At 70.4% G+C, this 18,335-nt stretch carries 14 protein-coding genes and 2 pseudogenes; 10 read left to right on the top strand and 6 right to left on the bottom strand.

Going from position 1 to position 18,335, the window contains the following annotated elements; translation table 11 throughout:
- Nucleotides 1-199: 199 nt before the first annotated feature.
- The 8 genes and pseudogenes from AOM46_RS30450 (at nucleotide 200) to AOM46_RS30415 (ending at nucleotide 9,167) form a co-directional block, all read left to right on the top strand.
- The gene (locus AOM46_RS30450) at nucleotides 200-472 is read left to right on the top strand and encodes a metalloregulator ArsR/SmtB family transcription factor (protein WP_107080220.1); all 273 of its coding nucleotides are present in this window, start codon (nucleotides 200-202) and stop codon (nucleotides 470-472) included.
- A gap of 61 nt (nucleotides 473-533) precedes the next feature.
- Nucleotides 534-956 (top strand): metalloregulator ArsR/SmtB family transcription factor, encoded by a 423-nt coding sequence (locus tag AOM46_RS30445; RefSeq protein ID WP_062217841.1) that lies wholly within the window; start codon nucleotides 534-536, stop codon nucleotides 954-956.
- A complete protein-coding gene (locus AOM46_RS30440) occupies nucleotides 949-3,027 on the top strand; it encodes a cation-translocating P-type ATPase (RefSeq protein WP_062217838.1) in 2,079 nt (692 codons plus the stop codon). The genes AOM46_RS30445 and AOM46_RS30440 overlap by 8 nt, the downstream gene beginning before the upstream one ends.
- Nucleotides 3,014-4,615 (top strand): apolipoprotein N-acyltransferase, encoded by a 1,602-nt coding sequence (lnt, locus tag AOM46_RS30435; protein WP_234314129.1) that lies wholly within the window; start codon nucleotides 3,014-3,016, stop codon nucleotides 4,613-4,615. The genes AOM46_RS30440 and lnt overlap by 14 nt, the downstream gene beginning before the upstream one ends.
- A gap of 1,134 nt (nucleotides 4,616-5,749) precedes the next feature.
- Nucleotides 5,750-6,496 (top strand): annotated as a pseudogene (locus AOM46_RS34855) (IS982 family transposase).
- Between the two features lie 104 nt (nucleotides 6,497-6,600).
- Complete coding sequence (locus AOM46_RS30425; RefSeq protein WP_062217836.1) at nucleotides 6,601-7,257, top strand: SDR family oxidoreductase; 657 nt, start codon at nucleotides 6,601-6,603, stop codon at nucleotides 7,255-7,257.
- A gap of 41 nt (nucleotides 7,258-7,298) precedes the next feature.
- Entirely contained in the window at nucleotides 7,299-8,348 is a 1,050-nt protein-coding gene (locus tag AOM46_RS30420; protein WP_234314128.1) for a sorbosone dehydrogenase family protein, read from the top strand.
- Nucleotides 8,349-8,420: 72 nt separating this feature from the next.
- The gene (locus AOM46_RS30415; RefSeq protein WP_062217832.1) at nucleotides 8,421-9,167 is read left to right on the top strand and encodes an SDR family NAD(P)-dependent oxidoreductase; all 747 of its coding nucleotides are present in this window, start codon (nucleotides 8,421-8,423) and stop codon (nucleotides 9,165-9,167) included.
- A gap of 231 nt (nucleotides 9,168-9,398) precedes the next feature.
- On the opposite strand, the gene AOM46_RS30410 is transcribed toward AOM46_RS30415, so the two are convergent.
- From AOM46_RS30410 to AOM46_RS36190, 4 genes and pseudogenes are all read right to left on the bottom strand, one after another.
- The gene (locus tag AOM46_RS30410; protein ID WP_062217829.1) at nucleotides 9,399-10,163 is read right to left on the bottom strand and encodes a glucose 1-dehydrogenase; all 765 of its coding nucleotides are present in this window, start codon (nucleotides 10,161-10,163) and stop codon (nucleotides 9,399-9,401) included.
- A gap of 184 nt (nucleotides 10,164-10,347) precedes the next feature.
- On the bottom strand, nucleotides 10,348-12,114 hold the full coding sequence (locus AOM46_RS30405) for an alpha-glucosidase (RefSeq protein ID WP_062217828.1): 1,767 nt from the start codon (nucleotides 12,112-12,114) through the stop codon (nucleotides 10,348-10,350).
- A 174-nt stretch (nucleotides 12,115-12,288) separates the two neighbouring features.
- A complete protein-coding gene (locus tag AOM46_RS35920; RefSeq protein WP_370592780.1) occupies nucleotides 12,289-12,492 on the bottom strand; it encodes a cyclophilin-like fold protein in 204 nt (67 codons plus the stop codon).
- 26 nt (nucleotides 12,493-12,518) lie between these two features.
- Nucleotides 12,519-12,641, bottom strand: a pseudogene (locus AOM46_RS36190) (cyclophilin-like fold protein); the annotation flags it as partial.
- 390 nt (nucleotides 12,642-13,031) lie between these two features.
- Here AOM46_RS36190 and AOM46_RS30395 point away from each other — a divergent pair.
- A complete protein-coding gene (locus tag AOM46_RS30395) occupies nucleotides 13,032-14,051 on the top strand; it encodes a zinc-binding dehydrogenase (RefSeq protein WP_062217823.1) in 1,020 nt (339 codons plus the stop codon).
- Between the two features lie 232 nt (nucleotides 14,052-14,283).
- Here AOM46_RS30395 and AOM46_RS30390 read toward each other — a convergent pair whose 3' ends face one another.
- Nucleotides 14,284-14,487 carry a DUF2255 family protein gene (locus AOM46_RS30390; protein ID WP_067226721.1) on the bottom strand — a complete coding sequence of 68 codons (204 nt, stop codon included), beginning with the start codon at nucleotides 14,485-14,487 and terminating at the stop codon, nucleotides 14,284-14,286.
- A gap of 256 nt (nucleotides 14,488-14,743) precedes the next feature.
- Nucleotides 14,744-15,598 carry an aldo/keto reductase gene (locus AOM46_RS30385; RefSeq protein ID WP_234314126.1) on the bottom strand — a complete coding sequence of 285 codons (855 nt, stop codon included), beginning with the start codon at nucleotides 15,596-15,598 and terminating at the stop codon, nucleotides 14,744-14,746.
- Between the two features lie 831 nt (nucleotides 15,599-16,429).
- Between AOM46_RS30385 and AOM46_RS30380 the strand changes: the two genes are divergently transcribed.
- Entirely contained in the window at nucleotides 16,430-18,331 is a 1,902-nt protein-coding gene (locus AOM46_RS30380) for an NB-ARC domain-containing protein (RefSeq protein ID WP_234314125.1), read from the top strand.
- The last annotated feature ends 4 nt before the right edge of the window (nucleotides 18,332-18,335 follow it).

Genomic DNA, 18,335 nt, shown 5'->3' with positions numbered 1-18,335 from the left:
GAGGCCAGCAGGTTGGTGGCGGCCTTCGCCGCACCCCTTTGGCGTCACCGTTCGCTCCGTGGCGCCGGTCGATCGGGCCGGCCTGGTCAACAACCTCAGCCATGTCCTCACCCGGCGCCCCGGGTGCTTGTAGGCCCTGACGGGATTCCTGCGACCTGCTCTGCTGGATCTGCCGGTCGCCGAGGAGATCCGGGCGACGATGCCGCCGTCGCCCGCCTTGGAACGAGCAGCCGCGGACGCCAAGGCGCTCGCCAAGGGTGGTGAACTCTGCGTCTGCGACCTCGCTTGGGTCGTGGGCCAGGCGCAGAACCTCGTCTCCCACCACCTGCGGCAGCTTCGCACCGCCGGCCTGGCCGTATCTCGTCGAGAGGGCCGCCTGGTGATCTACGCGCTGACGGCGCGTGGGTATGCGCTGGTGTCCACGCTCCTGCGCCCCCACGTCACGTCTTCGGCGTCGAGTCCGCCTCCGTGACTCCTCCCACGTCGTTACACCCATTGCTGAATTCACTGCTGACTGTATCGTTGTGGGTGTGATGAGCACACAGAAGGGCGGCCCCGCTGTGGCCGTGGACGCGGCGGCGCTGGCCCGGGTCGGGACGGCATTGGCGGACGAGAGCCGCCGCCGGTTGCTGCTGATGTTGCTGGAGGAGTCGGCCTACCCGTCGGATCTGGCGGAGCGGCTGGGCATGACGCGGGGCAACGTCTCCAACCACCTGTCCTGTCTGCGGGGTTGCGGTCTGGTGCGGGGCGTGCCGGTGGGCCGGCGGGTGCGGTACGAGCTGGCCGACCCCAAGCTGGCCCATGCGCTGGCCGCCCTGGCCGATCTGGTGCTGCTGGTCGACCGCCAGGACGCGTCCGGCGAGGCATGCGGCCCGGAGGACTACGCCTGCTCCGGGGACGACAACGGGGCCGAGGACACGGAGATAGCCGGCCAGGGGGCGGCCCGCCATGGCTGACGCCTGCTGCGGCACGGATTCCCCCGCGCCGCCCGCCGAACGCGGCCCAACGTCCTCGGCTGCCCCGGCGGCGCTCTGGCAGGTCATCGAGCTGCGTGCCGCGACCGCCTCCGGTGTGCTGTTGCTGGCCTCCTGGCCGGCGCCTGGCGGCTGGTCCATCGGGCTGGTGCTGGCCGCGTTGCTGGTCGGTGCGGCCACGTTCGTACCCGGAGCGCTGCGGGCCCTGTTGCGCGGGCGGCTCGGTGTCGGGCTGTTGATGACCGTCGCCGCCGCCGGGGCCGTGGCGTTGGGGGAGTACGGCGAGGCCGCGATGCTCGCCTTTCTGTTCTCCGTAGCCGAGGGCCTGGAGGGCTACGCCCTGGCCCGCACCCGGCACGGGCTGGGCGCGCTGCTCGATCTGGTGCCGCCCTCCGCGCGGGTGCTGCGTGACGGCGTCGAGACCGAGGTCAGCCCCGACGAACTTCGCGTCGGTGACGTGCTGTTGGTGCGTCCGGGGGAGCGGATCGCCACCGACGGACTGGTTGTCTCCGGGCGCGGTGCGCTGGATGTCTCCGTGGTCACCGGCGAGTCGCTGCCGGTCGAGGTCGGTCCGGGTGCGGAGGTGTTCGCCGGCACGGTCAACGGCGCCGGGGCGTTGGAGTTGTCCGTCACCGCCACCGCCGAGGACAACTCCCTGGCCCGCCTGGTCCATATCGTGCACGAGGCGCAGGAGCGCAAGGGCGCCGGCCAGCGGCTGGCCGAGCGGTTCGCGCGCCCGCTGGTGCCGGGGGTGCTGGTGCTGGCCGCGCTGGTGGCCGGCCTGGGCAGCCTGCTGGGCGATCCGGAGGTGTGGATCGAACGGGCGCTGGTGGTGCTGGTGGCCGCGGCGCCCTGTGCGTTCGCGCTCTCCGTGCCCATCGCGGTGGTCGCCGCGATCGGCGCCGGCTCCAGGGCCGGCGTGCTGATCAAGGGTGGCGCCGCCGTGGAGGCGCTGGGTGCGGTCAGGGTCGTCGCCCTGGACAAGACGGGCACCCTCACCGGCAACGAGCCGACCGTCATCGATACTCTGGCGGCTCCCGGGCAGGAGCAGGGGCGCGTGTTGGAGGTGGCCGCCGCGTTGGAGTCCCGCAGCGAACATCCCTTGGCCGCCGCGATCCTGACCGCCGCGCCGTCTGGGGTACCGGCGGTCGATGTCGAGGCCGTTCCTGGCCACGGGCTGCGTGGCATGGTGGCGGGGCGCCCGGCCCGGTTGGGGAAACCGGGCTTCATCGCCCCGGGACCGCTGGCCGGCGAGGTCGACCGGCTCCAGGCTGCTGGCTCAAGCGTGGTCCTCGTCGAGTGGGACTCGACGCTGATCGGCGCCGTCGCCGTCCGGGACGAGATCCGCTCGGAGGCCGCCGAGGCGGTCAACTCCCTGCGGCAGCGCGGTATTCGGGTGGTGATGCTCACCGGGGACAACGTCCGCACCGCCGAGGCCGTCGCCGCCGAGGCCGGCATCGCCGACGTCCATGCCGAGCTGCTTCCCGAGGACAAGGCGCGCATCGTCGGGGAGCTGTCCGCCCAGGGCCCGGTGGCCATGGCCGGCGACGGCATCAACGACGCCCCGGCGCTGGCCACCGCCCACGCGGGCGTGGCGATGGGCGCCATGGGCAGCGACGTCGCCATCGAGGCCGCCGATATCGCGCTGCTCGGCGAGGACCTGCGCCGCCTGCCCGACGCCATCGCCCACACCCACGCCGCCCGCCGGATCCTCACCCAGAACCTGCTGCTCTCCGGCGCGATCCTCGTCGCCCTCGTCCCCCTGGCCGCGACCGGCGTGTTGGGCCTTACCGCCGTGGTCGCCGCCCACGAGTTGGCCGAAGTCCTGGTCATCGCCAACGGCATCCGCGCCGGCCGCCGCACCCGCCTTCCCCACCACCCGCCGCTGCGCGCCCCGACCCCCGCCGTCAGCCGGCTGATCCCCGTGCCAAGCTCTCCGCCGGGTGCCGGGCGAGGCTTGATTCCCCTGTCCGTTGCTACGTCCGGTCAGCGTCGCTCAAGCGCGTCCGCCGGTGGCTGCTGTGGAGACTCCTGCGCCTGTGACCACGACTGACCACGTTCCGACTGATACCGCGTCGCCCGATCTCCCCGGCGCTTCCCGCTCGGCCGGGCGTGCCCGCCCCGCCGCCCTGGCGGCGGGGGGCGGGCTCGTCCTGGCCGCCGCGTTCCCACCACTGGGCTGGTGGCCCCTGGCGTTCGTCGGGCCGGCGATGCTCCTGCTCGTGCTGCGTGACCGGCGGCCCCGGGCCGCCTTCGGGCTGGGGACGGTCTTCGGCCTGGCCTTCTTCGGCCCTCTCCTGCTGTGGCTGACCAACCTGGGCGTGCTGCCCTGGGCGGCGCTGGTCCTCGTCCAGGCCCTGCTGCTGGGCGCGTCGAGTTGCGCGGTGCCGCCGCTGACCCGGCTGCGGGGATGGCCGCTGTGGACGGCCGCCTGGTGGGTGGCCGTCGAGGCGGTCCGTTCCCGCGTCCCACTGGGCGGCTTCCCCTGGGGACGGCTCGCCTTCAGCCAGGCCGACGCGCCCACCCTCGGCTGGGCGGCCGTCGGCGGCGCCCCCGCCGTGAGCGCGCTGGTCGCGCTCACCGCCGCCTGCCTGGCCGCCCTGCTGCTGCGTCTGCGCCAACAGCACCGTCCGCCGTCCACGGGCGCGCGCGCCGTGCGTGCCCCGGCCGTCGCACTGCTCGCGGCGGTGGCGGCGACCACCGCCGGCACGCTGTTCGTGCCGTCCGCCTCGGGAGACGGACAGGAGCGGGCCACGGTCGCCGTCGTCCAGGGCAATGTGCCGCGGGGACGCTCGGTCGAGGAGCAGGCCCGTGTCCGGCAGGTCGCCGACAACCACATCGCCGCCACCCGCGAACTCGCCGACGCCATCCGGACCGGCGACGCACCCCAACCCGACCTCGTGCTCTGGCCGGAGAACGCCACCGACCGCGACCCCCGCACCGATCCCGACCTGCGCGAAGGCATCAACCGGGCCGCCGCCGAGGTCGGCGCACCCATCGTGGTCGGTGCCATTCTGGACGCCCCGGACAATCGCATCCGCAACACCAGCCTGCTGTGGACACCGGAGAACGGCCCCGGCCCCTACTCCGCCAAACAACAACTGGTGCCCTTCGGCGAGTACATCCCCGCCCGCTGGCTCCTCGGCAGCTTCGGCGACCTCCAACTCGTCCCCCGTGACTTCGTGCCCGGCGACGGCCCCGTCCGCCTGGACGCCGGCCCGGTCCGGCTTGCGACCTCCATCTGCTACGAGGTCGCCTACGACGGCCAGGTGCGCGACGCGGTGCGCACCGGCGCCAACCTGCTGGCCGTGCCCACCAACAACGCCACCTACATGCGCAACGGCAGCGTCGCCGAACCCGAGCAGCAGCTCGCCATGTCCCGCCTGCGCGCCGTCGAGCACGGACGCGCCACCCTCGTCGCCTCCACCACCGGCATCAGCGCCATCGTCGCCCCGGACGGGACGGTGACCGCCGCCACCGGGCTCTGGACCCGCGACGTCCTCACCGCGTCCGTCCCGCTCAACACCGACACCACCACCGCCACCCGCCTCGGCCCCCTCCCCGAAGCCGCCATCACCTTGACCGCAACCATCGCCCTGGCCCTCGCCGTCCATTGCACCCGCGCTGCGACAAGGAAGTAGCAACCCAGCGCGCGGGCGGACACCGGCGGTAGGGCGGAGACTGCCTCCGGGGCTCACCGCCCCGACGAGGTGGGCCATGTCGAGAAGCGGCGACTCCACCTCGACATGATCGACCAGACCAGGCGCAGCCTGACGTCTCACCGAGATGGACAGATACCGGTGGGCGGCCGTCGGAGATCGTCCCCGTGCCCGCAGGGACCCGATCGGCTCGGCGCTGTGTGGGGGAGAGAGGGGCCGGTTACCGCCTCTGTGAAGCCCGCGCGCCGCGCGGGGAAGCCAGCGGCGGCCCCCGAGCAACGGCGGTTCCGGCACGAGCCCGCTTCAGCGACTCCTGTTCCACCTGTCCAGTCGTCCTCTTCGGCTCGCCGTGAGATTCCGAGACCGGCCGGTGCCGCGGTATTCCTCGACGGGGAAGGGGTTGGTGCCGGGGCGCATGCGTTCGCGGTAGAGGATGCCGTGGAGGTGGCCGATCTCGTGGAGGACGAGGCGTGCTTCGCCGTTGTGGTAGCGGTGAGGTGGGGGTGCCGTCGAGGCCGGTGTGGGCGACCAGGATGGCCGACGCTCGGGTCAAGGCGCACGTGCTCCGCCTGATCGCCGGACATGGTTCGCTGACCACCACTCAGCGGCATCCGCATCCCCGATCGCCGGGCGATCACGGAGGCCGGGCCGCGCTGGTCCCCAGGTGGTCCCCAGGTGGTCCCCAAGGCCGGAACGCGGGGGCGGCCTTCAGCGCCGTCGGGACGGCGGGAATTGAACCCACGACCCCTTGACCCCCAGATCATTGCGGGAGGTGTATGTGCGGTTCAGAGGAATGCTGGCGAACGACATGGCGTGTGTTGCGTGCGACCTGACGTGTGTCGTGACTGGCGTGTGGTCCCCAAGTGGTCCCGGAAAACGACGTTGGTCGCGCCGCTGCGTGCCGTCGACGAGGCCCCGGAGTGGAGCGCTTTCCCTCCGGTCAGATCGGCTGGTAGGGGACGTGGGTGTTGGCCTGGTCGAGTAAGTCCGATGTCTGGGGCCAGTCGTCAGGCATGAGGAGAGGGTGCTCATGATCATGTTGTGACGCAGGATCTGAACACCCTCTTGACCGCACTGTACGTGAAGATCGATGACCAGATTGGAGGCACCCGGTGAATGGGCAGACCGCCCAGGCTGAGCGACTCCGAACTCGTCTGCCTGGCGGTCGCGCAGGCTGTGCTCGGCTTCCACTCCGAGGCCCGCTGACTGCGGTTCGCCCGCGAGAACCTGCCCGGCATGTTCCCCTACCTCCCTCAGCAGTCGGGCTACAGCAAGCGGCTACGTATGGCGTTACCGCTGATCAAACGCGTCATCCGGGAACTGGCCGCCGACACGGCCTTCTGGGTCGACGACGTATGGATCACCGACTCCACCCCGGTGGAATGCGGTCGGTCCGGACCTCCCGTCAAACGCTCAGACCTGGCCGGCTGGGCGGGCTACGGCTTCTGCCGCTCGCACAGCCGCTTCTGCTGGGGCCCGCACCTCTTCCTGGTCTGCACCCCGGCCGGCATGCCCATTACCTGGCCCACGACCGGCCCGGGCTACTGCTGATCGCGGACAAGGTCTTCACCTCCAAGGAGTTCGAGGCGGACCTGGCCAGGCAGGGTGTCACCCTGCTGCGGCCCTCGTTCAACCGGGAGAAGGCCCGGCTGGGCGAAGGCCTGCCGAGTCGGTCCGCCGGCTCATCGAGCCCGTGAACGACCCCCTCAACGGACAACTCGGCCTGGAACAGCACGGCGCCGGACCTTCGAAGGAGTCGCTGTCCGCGTCGCGTAGCGAGTCCTGGCGATGGCCGCCGCAATCTGGCACAACCACCAAACCGACGCACCCATCACCAGATCGCTGATTGCCTTCGATCACTGAAGACATCGGACTCATTCATCTAGGGTCGAGGTCTGACCTGTTCGCTGCCTGTGGTGACCGGATATCCTGGTTGGTTCGGCGCGCGCGGCTGAGGAAGGAACGTCATGACGTCGATCGCGATCATTGGGGCCGGTCCCGGGCTCGGTGCCGCAGTTGCCCGGCGGTTCGGCCGCGAGGGCTTCTCCGTCGCGCTGGTCTCGCGCGGTCGGGACCGGCTCGACCGGCTCGTCTCTGGCCTGGAGGCTGTCGGTGTTCGGGCCCGTGGCTACGCGGCGGATGTGCGCGACCGGGCGGCGCTGGCTGACGCGCTGGACTCGGCCGCCGCTGGGCTGGGGGCGGTTGAGGTGCTCCAGTACAGTCCGGTGCCCAGCTCTGAGTTTCTGCGCCCGGTGTTGGAGACGACCGTGGAGGATCTGGCCGCGGCGGTGGAGTTCTCCGTCCTCGGCCTCGCCACGGCGGTCGCCCGGGTACTGCCCGGGCTGCGCGAGTCCCGGCGCGGGAGCATCCTGCTGGTGAACGGTGCCAGTGCTGTGACGCCCAACGGTGCTGTCGCGGGCACCTCGACCGCGTTCGCCGGCGAGTCGGCGTACGGGGCGATGCTCCATGACGCCTTGGCGCCGGAGAACATCCACGTGGGGCAGCTCGTCGTCCCCGGCGCCATCGGCGGTGGCGACCCGGTCTTCGCTCCGGAGGCGCTCGCCGAGCGGCTGTGGCGCATTCACGCCGAGCGCGGCTCCTACCGCACCACCGTCGGCGGATGAGGGCGGCGCGACCCGTCGGCGGCACCGCCGCGGTGGCTGCGGTGCTGGTCTTCATAGCCGCGTGCACGACCGAGCCGCCCGCCACTCCTGCGTCTCCGGCGACGACACGGACGCCGCCCTCCACCCCGCCCTCGTCCCTGGAAGACAGCGTCGTCGTGGAAGGCTTGGACGCACCGTGGTCGGTCGCGTTCCGCGACGACACGGCTCTAATCAGCGAGCGGGACACGGCTCGAATCCTCGAGGTCGAGGGCGACACCACCCGCGAGGTGGGCGTCATCGACGACGTTGTGCCGGCGGGTGAAGGAGGACTCCTCGGCATCGCCGTACACGACACCTACCTCTATGCCTACTTCACGGGGGCGGGGAAGAACCGGATCGACCGGTACGAGTTGACCGGCGAGCCGGGAGCGCTGGCCCTCGGCGAGTCTGAGACCGTCCTCGACGGGCTTCCCGCGGCGAGCTATCACAACGGTGGTCGGATCGCGTTCGGCCCCGACGGGATGCTCTACGCCACTGTTGGCGACGCCGGTGACCAGTCCAGCGCCCAGGACCTCGACTCCCTCTCGGGGAAGATCCTGCGCCTGACCCCCAACGGCGGCATCCCGGCTGACAATCCGTTCGATGGATCGCTCGTGTACAGCTACGGGCATCGCAATCCGCAGGGCATCGCATGGGATGAGGAGGGCACCCTGTACGCCAGCGAGTTCGGGCAGGACACTTGGGACGAGCTGAACGTCATCGAACCGGGCGGGAACTACGGGTGGCCCGTAGTGGAGGGCATCGCTGGGCAGGACGGGTTCTCGGACCCGGTGCAGCAGTGGCCCCCGGCCGACGCCAGTCCCAGCGGCATCGCTGTCGTGGGCGACGTTATCGCCGTCGCGAACCTGCGTGGCGAACGGCTCCGTGAGGTGCCGCTGGATGACCTAGCTGTTTCTACCGAGAAGTTGGTTCACGAGTACGGGCGCTTGCGTGATGTTGTGGTCGCCCGCGACGGGGCGCTGTGGGTCATTACGAACAACACCGACGGACGGGGCGATCCTACCGAAGGGGACGACCGGATCATCCGCGTTCCCGCCACTGACCCGCCGTGACCGACCCCGGTCGCCCAACCCCGGGACGGTGACTCGCTTTCAGATACGGATTCAGAGTGGAGGGCACTTCTGATGGCGCGCGTTCTTGTCACCGGCGCTTCGAGCGGCCTCGGGCTGGCCACCGTCCGTGAGCTGGGGGCGGTCGGGCACGATGTGGTCCTGCACGCCCGCGCGCCTGAGCGGCTCGCGGGGCTGGACGTCTCCGGCATGGCGCGGGAGGTGGTGTATGCGGATCTCTCCTGCCTGGAGCAGGTCGTTCGCCTCGCCGAACAGATCGAGCGGATCGGACGTTTCGACGCGGTGATCCACAACGCGGGCGTCATCGGCGGGCCCTCGGTGTTCGCCGTCAACATCGTCGCCCCCTACGTGCTGGCCGCGCTGATGGCGCCGCCGGGTCGCACCGTCGTGTTGAGCAGTTCGATGCACCGGGGTGGCTCCACCGATCTGGAGACGGTGGACTTCTCCGATCCCGAGGCCAGGCGTCGCCCGTACGACGATTCCAAGCTCCAGGTCACCGCGCTGGCGATGGCCCTCGCCCGGCTCCGCCCCCGCGACCTCGCGCACGCGGTCGACCCCGGCTGGGTGCCCACCCGGATGGGGGGTCCGAGCGCGTCCGACAATCTGGAGGAGGGCCACCGCACCCAGGCCTGGCTCGCCACCGCCGACGACTCGGACATCGAGCCGCGCACCGGCGCGTACTGGTACCACGGGGTGCCGCGACCTCCGCATCCCGCCGTCGTCGACGCCGTGTTCCAGGACCAACTCCTGGACGCGCTCGGGACGTTCACCGGCATCCCCCTGCCACCCAGTGGTAGCTGAGAGCACCGCACGTATCCACCGTGACGGCTTCCAACCGAGGGTGGTCGAGGCCTTAGCGGCCAAGTACGACGGTTGGGAAATCACCGTCCCCTACTCGCCTGGGGACGTCCGCGTCCTGCTGACGGTGAGTTGACCCTCGACGCCGACGCGGGCCCTGTTCCGGTGGGGGGCGAGTCCGTGCTCGCGCGTGACCTGAATACGGCGTCATCCGCCGGCGTGGTCCCGGGGCTCCTACTGGGCGGTGTATCCGGCGTCGACGGGGAGAGCGACGCCGGTGACGTAGCTGGCGGCGTCGCTGGCCAGCCACAGCACCGCTGCGGCGATCTCCTCGGGGCGGCCGAGACGGCCCATCGGGATGGCCGCGAGGGCGGCTTCCGGGTCGAGTTCGCCGCCGGCGGTCATCCGCGCGACCATCGGGGTGTCGATGGTGCCGGGGCAGACGGCGTTCACGCGGATGCCGAGCGGACCGTACTGCAACGCGGCGCTCTTGGTCTGCCCCAGCACGCCGTGTTTGGTCGCGTGGTAGGTAGCGCGCCCGCTGCCGCCGACCAGGCCGCCCAGGGAGGAGCAGTTCACGATCGCCCCGGAGCCCTGCTCCCGCATCTGCGCCAGTTCGTGCTTCATGGACGCCCACACGCCGCGCAGGTTGACCGCGACGATTGTGTCGAACGCCTCGGCGCTCTCCTCGGCCGTGTCCACCGGGGGCAGCATGATGCCGGCGTTGTTGAACGCCATGTCCAGGCCTCCGAACGTCTGCACTGTTCGGGCGACGGCGTTTTGCAGCTGTTGCTCGTCGGACACGTCGCAGCCGATGCCGAGAGCGCGGTGGCCCGCGTCGTTGAGCTGTCGGGCGTGCCGCTGTGCCGTGTCCCCGTCGAGATCGACGATCGCGACGGCGGCACCGGCCTCGGCGAACGCCCGCACGGTCGCCGCGCCCATGCCGGCGCTCCCGCCGGTGACGAACGCGACCCTGCCGGTGAAGTCGTAGGTGGGCATGAGGTTTCCCTTCGGGGAGATCTTGTGCGGGGTGGGCAAGACCGCGAAGCGGTCGGGAGGACCGCTCTCCGGCGGGCCTGCTCGACTCAGAGGGCTGCCAGATGTGCACGGTCAGCGTGGCCGCTTCGGGACGGTGGACGGCGGCGCTCGGCTCCGGTGGTTGGGCGGGGCACCGTACTGGGAGCTACCGGCTGAGGGTCCGGCGTAGGACGACGGCTTCCCAGGGGCGGAGCGTGACCCGGTCGCCGTGCGCCGTCGTCGGCGTCGGGTGGCTGCCAATGACCGGGGTGGCGTCGTCCCAGCCCGGTCCGATGTCGGCGGTTCGGCCGGTATCGGAGAAGTAGCCGGTGACCAGGAGCTGTTCGTCGTCCAGGGTCCGGGTGAAGGCGTAGAGGTGCGGGTCGTCGGGGAGCAGGGGGTGGAAGTGGCCGCGTTGGACGACCGGGTCCCGGTGGCGGAGGGCGATCAGGCGTCGGTAGAGGTGGAGGACGGAGTGGGGATCGGCCAGGGCCGTGGCGGCGTTGATGGCGTCGTGGTTCGGGTTGACGGCCATCCAGGGCTCGCCGGTGGTGAAGCCGGCCTGGGGGGAGTCGTCCCACTGCATCGGGGTGCGGGCGTTGTCGCGGCTGCCGGCGGCCAGTTGAGCCAGGAGCTGCTCCTCGGTGAGCCGTCCGCGTTCGCTCTCGTCGGCGGCGTAGCGGAGTGACTCGATATCGCGGTACTGGTCAAGGGCGGTGAAGTGGGCGTTGGTCATGCCGAGTTCCTCGCCCTGGTAGATGTAGGGGGTGCCGCGGTGCAGGTGCAGGACGATGGCGAGGGTCGCGGCCGGCTCACGCCGGTACTCGCGGTCGTTGCCGTAGCGGGAGACGACCCTGGGCTGGTCGTGGTTGTTCCAGTACAGGGCGTTCCAGCCGATGTCGTTGAGGCCGGCCTGCCACCGGCCGAGCGTCGCCTTCAGGTCGCGCAGGTCCAGTGGGACGAGGTCGAAGCGGCCGCCGGGGCCGTGGTCGAGGGAGACGTGCTCGAAGGTGAACACCATGTCGAGTTCGCCCCGGGTTGGGTCGGTGAGGAGTTTGCCGTCCTCGACGGTGGCTCCCGGGGTCTCGCCGACCAGCAGCAGCCCGTCGCGGCGGCCCTCGAACACCTCGCGGTGCATCTCCTGGAGGAACTCGTGCAGTCTGGGGCCGTTGGCGGTGGCCACCCCCGAGTCTCCGTAGGGTCCGTCCGCCACGGGCACGTCGCAGAGGGACCCGTCGGGGTTGACGTCCTTGGAGACGAGGTTGATGACGTCCATCCGGAAGCCGTCGACGCCCCGGTCGAGCCACCAGCGCATCATCGCGTACACGGCCCGGCGAACCTCGGGATTCTCCCAGTTCAGGTCGGGTTGCTTCCGGCTGAACAGGTGCAGGTAGTACGCGTCGGTCGCGGCGTCGTACTCCCAGGCCGGGCCGGAGAAGAACGAGCCCCAGTTCGTCGGCTCCGCGCCGGGCGTGCCCGGCTCCATGCCGGGGCGGGCCGGCCGCCACCAGTACCAGTCCCGCTTCGGGTTGTCAGGCGAGGAACGGGACTCCACGAACCAGGGGTGCTCGTCGCTGGTGTGGTTGACGACAAGGTCCATCACGAGCTTCATCCCGCGCGCGTGGAGGGCGGCCAGCAGCTCGTCGACGTCCTCCAGGGTGCCGAAGGTCGGGTCGATATCCCGATAGTCACTGATGTCGTAGCCGTTGTCGTCCTGCGGGCTGCGGTAGATCGGCGACAGCCAGACCACGTCCACACCCAACTCGGCGAGGTAGTCGACCCGTTGGAGGATGCCCCGGACGTCTCCGACGCCGTCGCCGTCGGAGTCCTGGAACGAGCGCGGATACACCTGGTAGACGACCGCCCGCTGCCACCAGGAGTCGCCCCTCGCATGGGAGGTGGTGTGCTGCCGGATTGTGACCTCGCCGTTCATCGGGCTCTTTCCTTGAGGATCGTCGATGCGGTCGGCGGCCCCCTGGCGCGTCCCGCAACCACAGAAGCGGACCGTCCGACGTTCCCAGTCCATCAGAACGTTGCCCCACCGAGGGAGCCCCGCCCGGTGGTGGTACCGCGAGGGACCCCCTCTCAGACGCGGCCAGCGATCCGGTCAGTCGACGACCGTGACGGTCACGTCGCCGCTCTCCAGCGCGGCGAGCTGCTCGCGGGAGGCGTCGAAGGTGCCGAGGTGGACGAGCTCGTCGCTGTGCTCACCGCGTTCGCCTTCGTAGAAGAACGCGATGTTGCCCCACGGTGTGTAGATCGCCAGGTCGCCGGCGCCGGCTGACGACGAAGGCGCTCCGGCCACCGCGATGTCCCGGGGTGGGGGTAGGCGATCTTCTCCCGCCCGGCGAAGTCCTCGAAGGTGAGGGTGACCGGCAGCATGGAGAGCAGGTCGCGTACGGCGGGGTTGTCCTCGTCGATCGTCACGTCGATCACCCCCTCGGGGGCGGTAAAGCGCATGATGGTGCCGATGGTCGCTTCCACGGGGACCCCCTCGGTGGGTGTGGGGCTCGGCGAGGTTCCGCATCCGCACGGTGAGGTCTCCCACGGGACGTCAGGGGCCGGGTGGGGTCTGCCACAGTGCGCCGATCGCTCGACTCCCGTCAGGGGCCCCGCGGTGTGCACGGTCCTCCCACACCGATGTGTCGGGATCGGGGTAGGAAAGTTCGGTCTTCTGCACCAACTGCCGAGGTACCCCGTCGTCGGGTGATCGCGGCTCTTCGGGTGACAGCGACGACGCGATGCGTTGGTTCCCCGAACCCGTTCTGCCTTCGGGGATAGTGAGGCGCGGAATTTGGGAACGGTGCCGGGGCCGTTGGCGGCCGGCAGAGGAGACGAGGAAGGTCGCCCATGCGCGGAGTGGTGCTGCACGCCCCCGGGGACATCCGGGTCGAGGAGCGGGCGGAGCCCTCGATCGTCGAGCCGACCGACGCGGTCCTCCGCGTGGTGGCGACCTGCGTGTGCGGGTCGGACCTGTGGCCGTACCGGGGCGTGGAGGAGGTGCGTGACGCGCGGATGGGGCACGAGTACGTCGGGGTCGTCGAGGAGGTCGGTTCTGAGGTGCGGAGTGTGGGGGTCGGCGACTTCGTGGTCGGGTCGTTCTGGGCCTCGGACAACACGTGTGAGATCTGCCGGGCCGGCTTCCAGTCGCACTGTGTCAACCGCGTGCTGATGGGGTCGATCGGAACGCAGGCGCCGCTGGCCCGTATCCCGTGGGCCGACGGGACGCTGGTGCCCACACCGGGGATGCCCGACGAGGACCTGATCCCCTCGCTGCTGGCCGCCTCCGACGTGTTGGGTACCGGCTGGTTCGGGGCTGTGGCGGCCGAGGCCGGGCCTGGCAGGACGGTGGTCGTGGTGGGGGACGGAGCGGTCGGGTTGCTGGCGGTGCTGGCCGCCCGGCAGCTCGGCGCGGAGCGGATCGTCGCGATGTCCCGGCACGCTGACCGGCAGGCCCTGGCGCGGGAGTTCGGCGCGACGGACATCGTGGAGGAGCGCGGCGACGAGGGCGTGGCCCGCGTGAAGGATCTCACCGGCGGGCTCGGGGCCCACTCCGTGGTCGAGGCCGTGGGCACCCAGCAGTCGATGACACAGGCCATCCGCTCCACCCGGCCCGGCGGACACGTCGGCTTCGTCGGCGTCGGTCACGGCGTCTCCCTCCCTGGCGAGGAACTCTTCTTCTCCGGGGTGCACCTGCACGGCGGCCCGGCCCCGGTGCGCCGCTTCCTGCCCGAACTCGTGCGGCTGATCTGGGACCGCACGATCGACCCGGGCCGAGTCTTCGACCTGACCCTGCCCCTCGACCAGGCGGCCGAGGGCTACCGAGCGATGGACGAACGCCGCGCCACCAAGGTCCTACTCACCCTCTGAAACCTCGCCTCCGAGGGCCCGGGGCGAATCCCCAGGTGCCAGCCTGGGCCTCATCGGGCTCGCGCTCGGCCAGCTCCGTGCCCCGGTCAGCACACGCGCTCCGGGGCACGGACCTCCTGAAGGACGAATCGCGTGGACGTCCTGTACCGGCTGGCGGACTCCGCCAGACGGGCTCAGGACTCGGGCGTCGCAACGTGGCGGCACGACCCGGCTCCGCGACCATCGGCTCGACTTAGCTGCTGTGGCGGCCGTACTTGGCCTGGTAGGCGGCGTCCACGCGGTCGTTGATCGCCGCATCGTCGACCGGTGTGAAGGAGACCTCGGCCTCGGCACCGCCGGCGCTGATGCACCCCGTCTGGTGGGTGTGGGCTGTGTTCCATCTTGTGCCGGCCGTGCCTCGCCAGGAACGGACGTATACGTCGTCGCCGTTGCGCACGACCCAGATTGTGGTCGGCGTTCGCAGCTTCGGCCCCCCTGGGCGCGACGCGCAGTTCGGTGGCGTCGGCGATGTGCTGAGGGGGCTCAGGACTCCAGGTGGCCATGGGCGGTTCTCCTTTCGGTCGTGGGGGGCTGTCGGTTAACGACAAGTTCACTCCGGCGATCGGATGATCCGAAAGGGCCCCAGATTCTCTCCGGGCACCGCAGAAGTCCGGTCACCCGCCCCATGTGCGCCCTCCCGAGGGCTCGGCGCGTTACTTTCCGCTGTAGACGGGGAAGACGCTGTGTTCCCCGTAGTCCTGGGCGCGCATGTCCCGCAGCGTGGCCATGTCCTGGTCGGAGATGACGAAGTCCACCTCGGCGTTGCCGCGCATGTGCTCCGGGTTGGCGGTCTTCGGCAGTGACACGGTGCCCAGTTGCAGGGTGTAGCGGATGCACAGCTGCGGAACGGTCACCGAGTACCGCTCGGCCATCGCCCGAACGTCCGGGTTCTTGAGGATCTCTCCGTGCGCGATGGGCGAGTACGCCTCCACGATGATGTCCCTGTTCTCGCAGTAGGCGAGGAGTTCCACCGGGGTGTTGCCCGTGTGGACGAGCAGTTGGTTCACTTGGGGGGCAACGGTGCAGGAGCCGAGGATGTTCTCCAGATCCCGCTGCCGGAAGTTGGAGACGCCGATGGCGCGGAGCTTGCCGGTCCTGTGCGCGTCTTCGAGGGCACGCCACGCGGCACGGTTGCCCTCGGCGTAGTCGCCACCGCGGAAGTCGTCCCACGGCTGTGGGCTGTGGATCAACATCAGGTCGATATGGCCGAGACCCAGGGTCGTGAGCGACTCGTCGATGGCGGCGACAGCCTCGTCGTAGTCCTTGATCTCGGCGGCGAGCTTGGTGGACACGAACACCTCGTCACGGGCGATACCGCTGGCGCGCACGCCCTCGCCGACCCCGCGCTCATTGCCGTAGGCCTGCGCGGTGTCGATGTTGCGATAGCCGATCTCGATGGCGTCCCTCACCGCCCGGGCGGCCTTGCCGTCGTCGATGAACCAGGTGCCCAGGCCCAGTTTGGGGATCTGGACACCGTTGGAGAGGGGGTAAGTCTCGTTCAGGAGCACGGTCTTCCTCATCGTTCGTCGGCGGCAATCTGCGTCACGCTGCGTCAGCGGTCACCACCCGGTGGAGTGTAGGTCCTCGGGCCTGGTGTGAAGCGGGCACCGCGCCGTCACCGTGACCGCTCGGGGCGATACCCGAGGCACCCCTTCCCCGGCCGTTGAAGCCCTCGTTCAGAAATGCCCTCCAGGGGCATCGTTGCCAGATCGTCCATTCGACCTGGCGCACCAACGCCGGGCCGTGAACGTCGACATCCAACGCACGAGTCGGACCTCTCCGTAGCATCCACTCCTCCGCCCGCTCGGCGGGCTGTCAGCCGGCGGTGAAGAGCTCCGCCAGCTTGGAGAGCCGGCAGCACAGCCACCATCGCGTGGTCATGGCCTCTCCCCGCCACAAGGTCGCCGACCACGGAACTCGCCATCGTTGTGCGCTCCTGGGCATACGTCCAGCCTCGGCGTTTCCTGCCCGGGAGGCGAGGTCCGGCACCGGCCAGTCTCGGCCGTGTTCATTCTTGATGGGCGATACTGGGCGTGCTCGATCGTCGCTGACGGGGTGTGAAGTGAAGGGGTGCTGTGACAGAGAGTGGGGCGGAAGGGCAGTGGGCGGTGTCTTCCTCGCGGAATGATCTGTCCGGGGTGGTCGGGGGCTCTGTGGTGCAGGCCGCGCAGATTCATGGCGGGATCACGTTCCAGGTGTCCCAACAGGTGGCGGGGCAGTCTGTCCGTCCCGACCAAGTACCGCCGTTCCTTGGGAGGTTCAGGAATCGCCGGCGGGAGATCGGTCGTCTCGATGGGCTGTTGGGGGCGGGGAGCGGTGGGTCGGATGCGGTTCGACAGGTGGTGATCAAGGCTCTGCCGGGGATGGGTAAGACCGCGTTGGTCTGTCGGTGGGCCGAGTCTGCTCAGGATGCCTTTCCGGACGGCCAGCTCTTTGTGGACTTCGGGTCCAGGAGGCATGGGGCGGGCGCCGATGTATCCGGGGCACTGGCGATGTGTCTGCGGGCGTTGGGTGTGTCGGATGCGTTCATGCCGAGCAGCCTTGAGGAGCGGGCCAACGAGCTTCGTTCCCGCACGGCGGGTAAGCGTCTGCTGATCGTGCTGGGCGATGTGAGCCAGCCGGCCCAGGTCCGGCCCCTGGTTCCGAAGGGGAGAGGGAGCGTGCTGTTGGCCACCAGTCACCGGGACCTGCGCGACCTGGTGCTGGACGGAGCGGAGGTGCTGCCGCTGGAGCCGATGGGTGAGGAGAGCGGGCTGGAACTTCTGGCGGACTTCGCCGGCAGGGCCATCGCCCCGGCCGAACGTCCCCTGGCGGAACGGCTGGTGGCGCTCTGCGGTGGTTTGCCGGTGGCTCTTCGCGTGCTGGGCTCGCGGCTGGCCCGGAACCGGCGGTTGACGTTTGGGGCTCTTGTCGCCGAACTCGACGACGAGAACCGGCGGTTGAAAGGTATGAATGATGGAGGGGAGCATTCCGTGTCCGCAGTCTTAGGCCTGGCCTACCGTGAGTTGCCGCCTGCGGAGGCTCAGGTGTACCGCCTCCTGGGGTGGCTTCCGGGACGTACCTTCGATGCCGGAACGGCCGCTGCGGCGCTGGGGACGGCGGTGGAGCAGGTCGGCCCGTTGCTCGATGGACTCGTCGACGCGAGTCTGTTGAGTGAGGAAGGATCCGACCGGTATCGGTTCCACGATCTCGTGCGGCTCCACGCTCGCGAGCAGGCCGAGCGGGAGGAGCCGGAGGGGGCACGTAGGGCGGTTCTGGAGCGGGTGACCACGCACTTCCTGGCGTTGACCGCCCTGGCCGACCGGGCGATCCGCGAGGAGCGGCTGCGGATCGCGGACCTGTCCGAGCTGCTGAGCCGGGCCGAGGACCCCTTCGCCGGCGAGGGAGGACCGCCCCCGCTGGACTGGCTTGCGGCCGAACGTGACTCGATCATGGCTGTGCTGAGGGAGGCCAGCCGGGCTGAACTCCATGAGCTGGTATGGCCGTTGGGGGAGAGCTTTACCGTGCTGTTCCTGCACCGCAGGGATGTGCGCGCCTGGTGGGAATCGTTGGAGCTGGCGATTGCCTCGGCCGTCGCGCTGGGCGAGACCGATGGTGAGGCGAGGCTGCGGAGCCTGTTGTCCCGGCCTCTGTTGGACCTGGACGAGGACGAACGGGCGAAGGGTGAGCTGGAGTTGGCGGAGCAGCGCGCGCAGTCCTCGGACCGGGCCGTTCTGCGCGCCTCGGTCGCGGAGTTCTCCGGCCGGTACTGGGACCGGCACGACCCGGCCCGCGCCATCGAGGCATACCGGCGCTCGCTGGCCCTGAACATGGAGGCCGGGGAGAAGCGGGGGGCCGCCATCGCGGCCTTCTTCCTCGGACGAGCCCAGGACGCCGCGCGCGAACACCACGCCGCCCTGGCCACCTTGGAGAAGGCACACGCGGATCTGCTCGCGCTGGACGAAGCGGACGAACGGATGGCCGCGCGCGTTCAGGCGGCGCTGGGGGCGGTCCATGAACATCTGGGGAACGACCAGGAGGCAGCCGTCCGCCTGCGCCAGGCGGCGGCCACGCTCAACGCGCTGGGAGCCGGTCACTACGAGGGCGAGACTTTGGTTCGTCTGGCGGAGCTTCTGGAGCGGACGGGAGGCGACCCGGTGGCGGTACGGGAGTGCGTGGCCCGGGCGTCGGGGATCTGGGAGGAGATCGGTCATCCGCAGGCCGCGCGACTCCAGGACTGGCTGACGCGACTGGACGGGTGACGTC

The organism is Streptomyces sp. NBRC 109706 (genome assembly GCF_000974485.1).
Classification (GTDB): Bacteria; Actinomycetota; Actinomycetes; order Streptomycetales; family Streptomycetaceae; genus Streptomyces.
The sequence above is the reverse complement of the archived record's forward strand: the minus strand, read 5'-3'. Positions and strand labels throughout refer to the sequence as shown.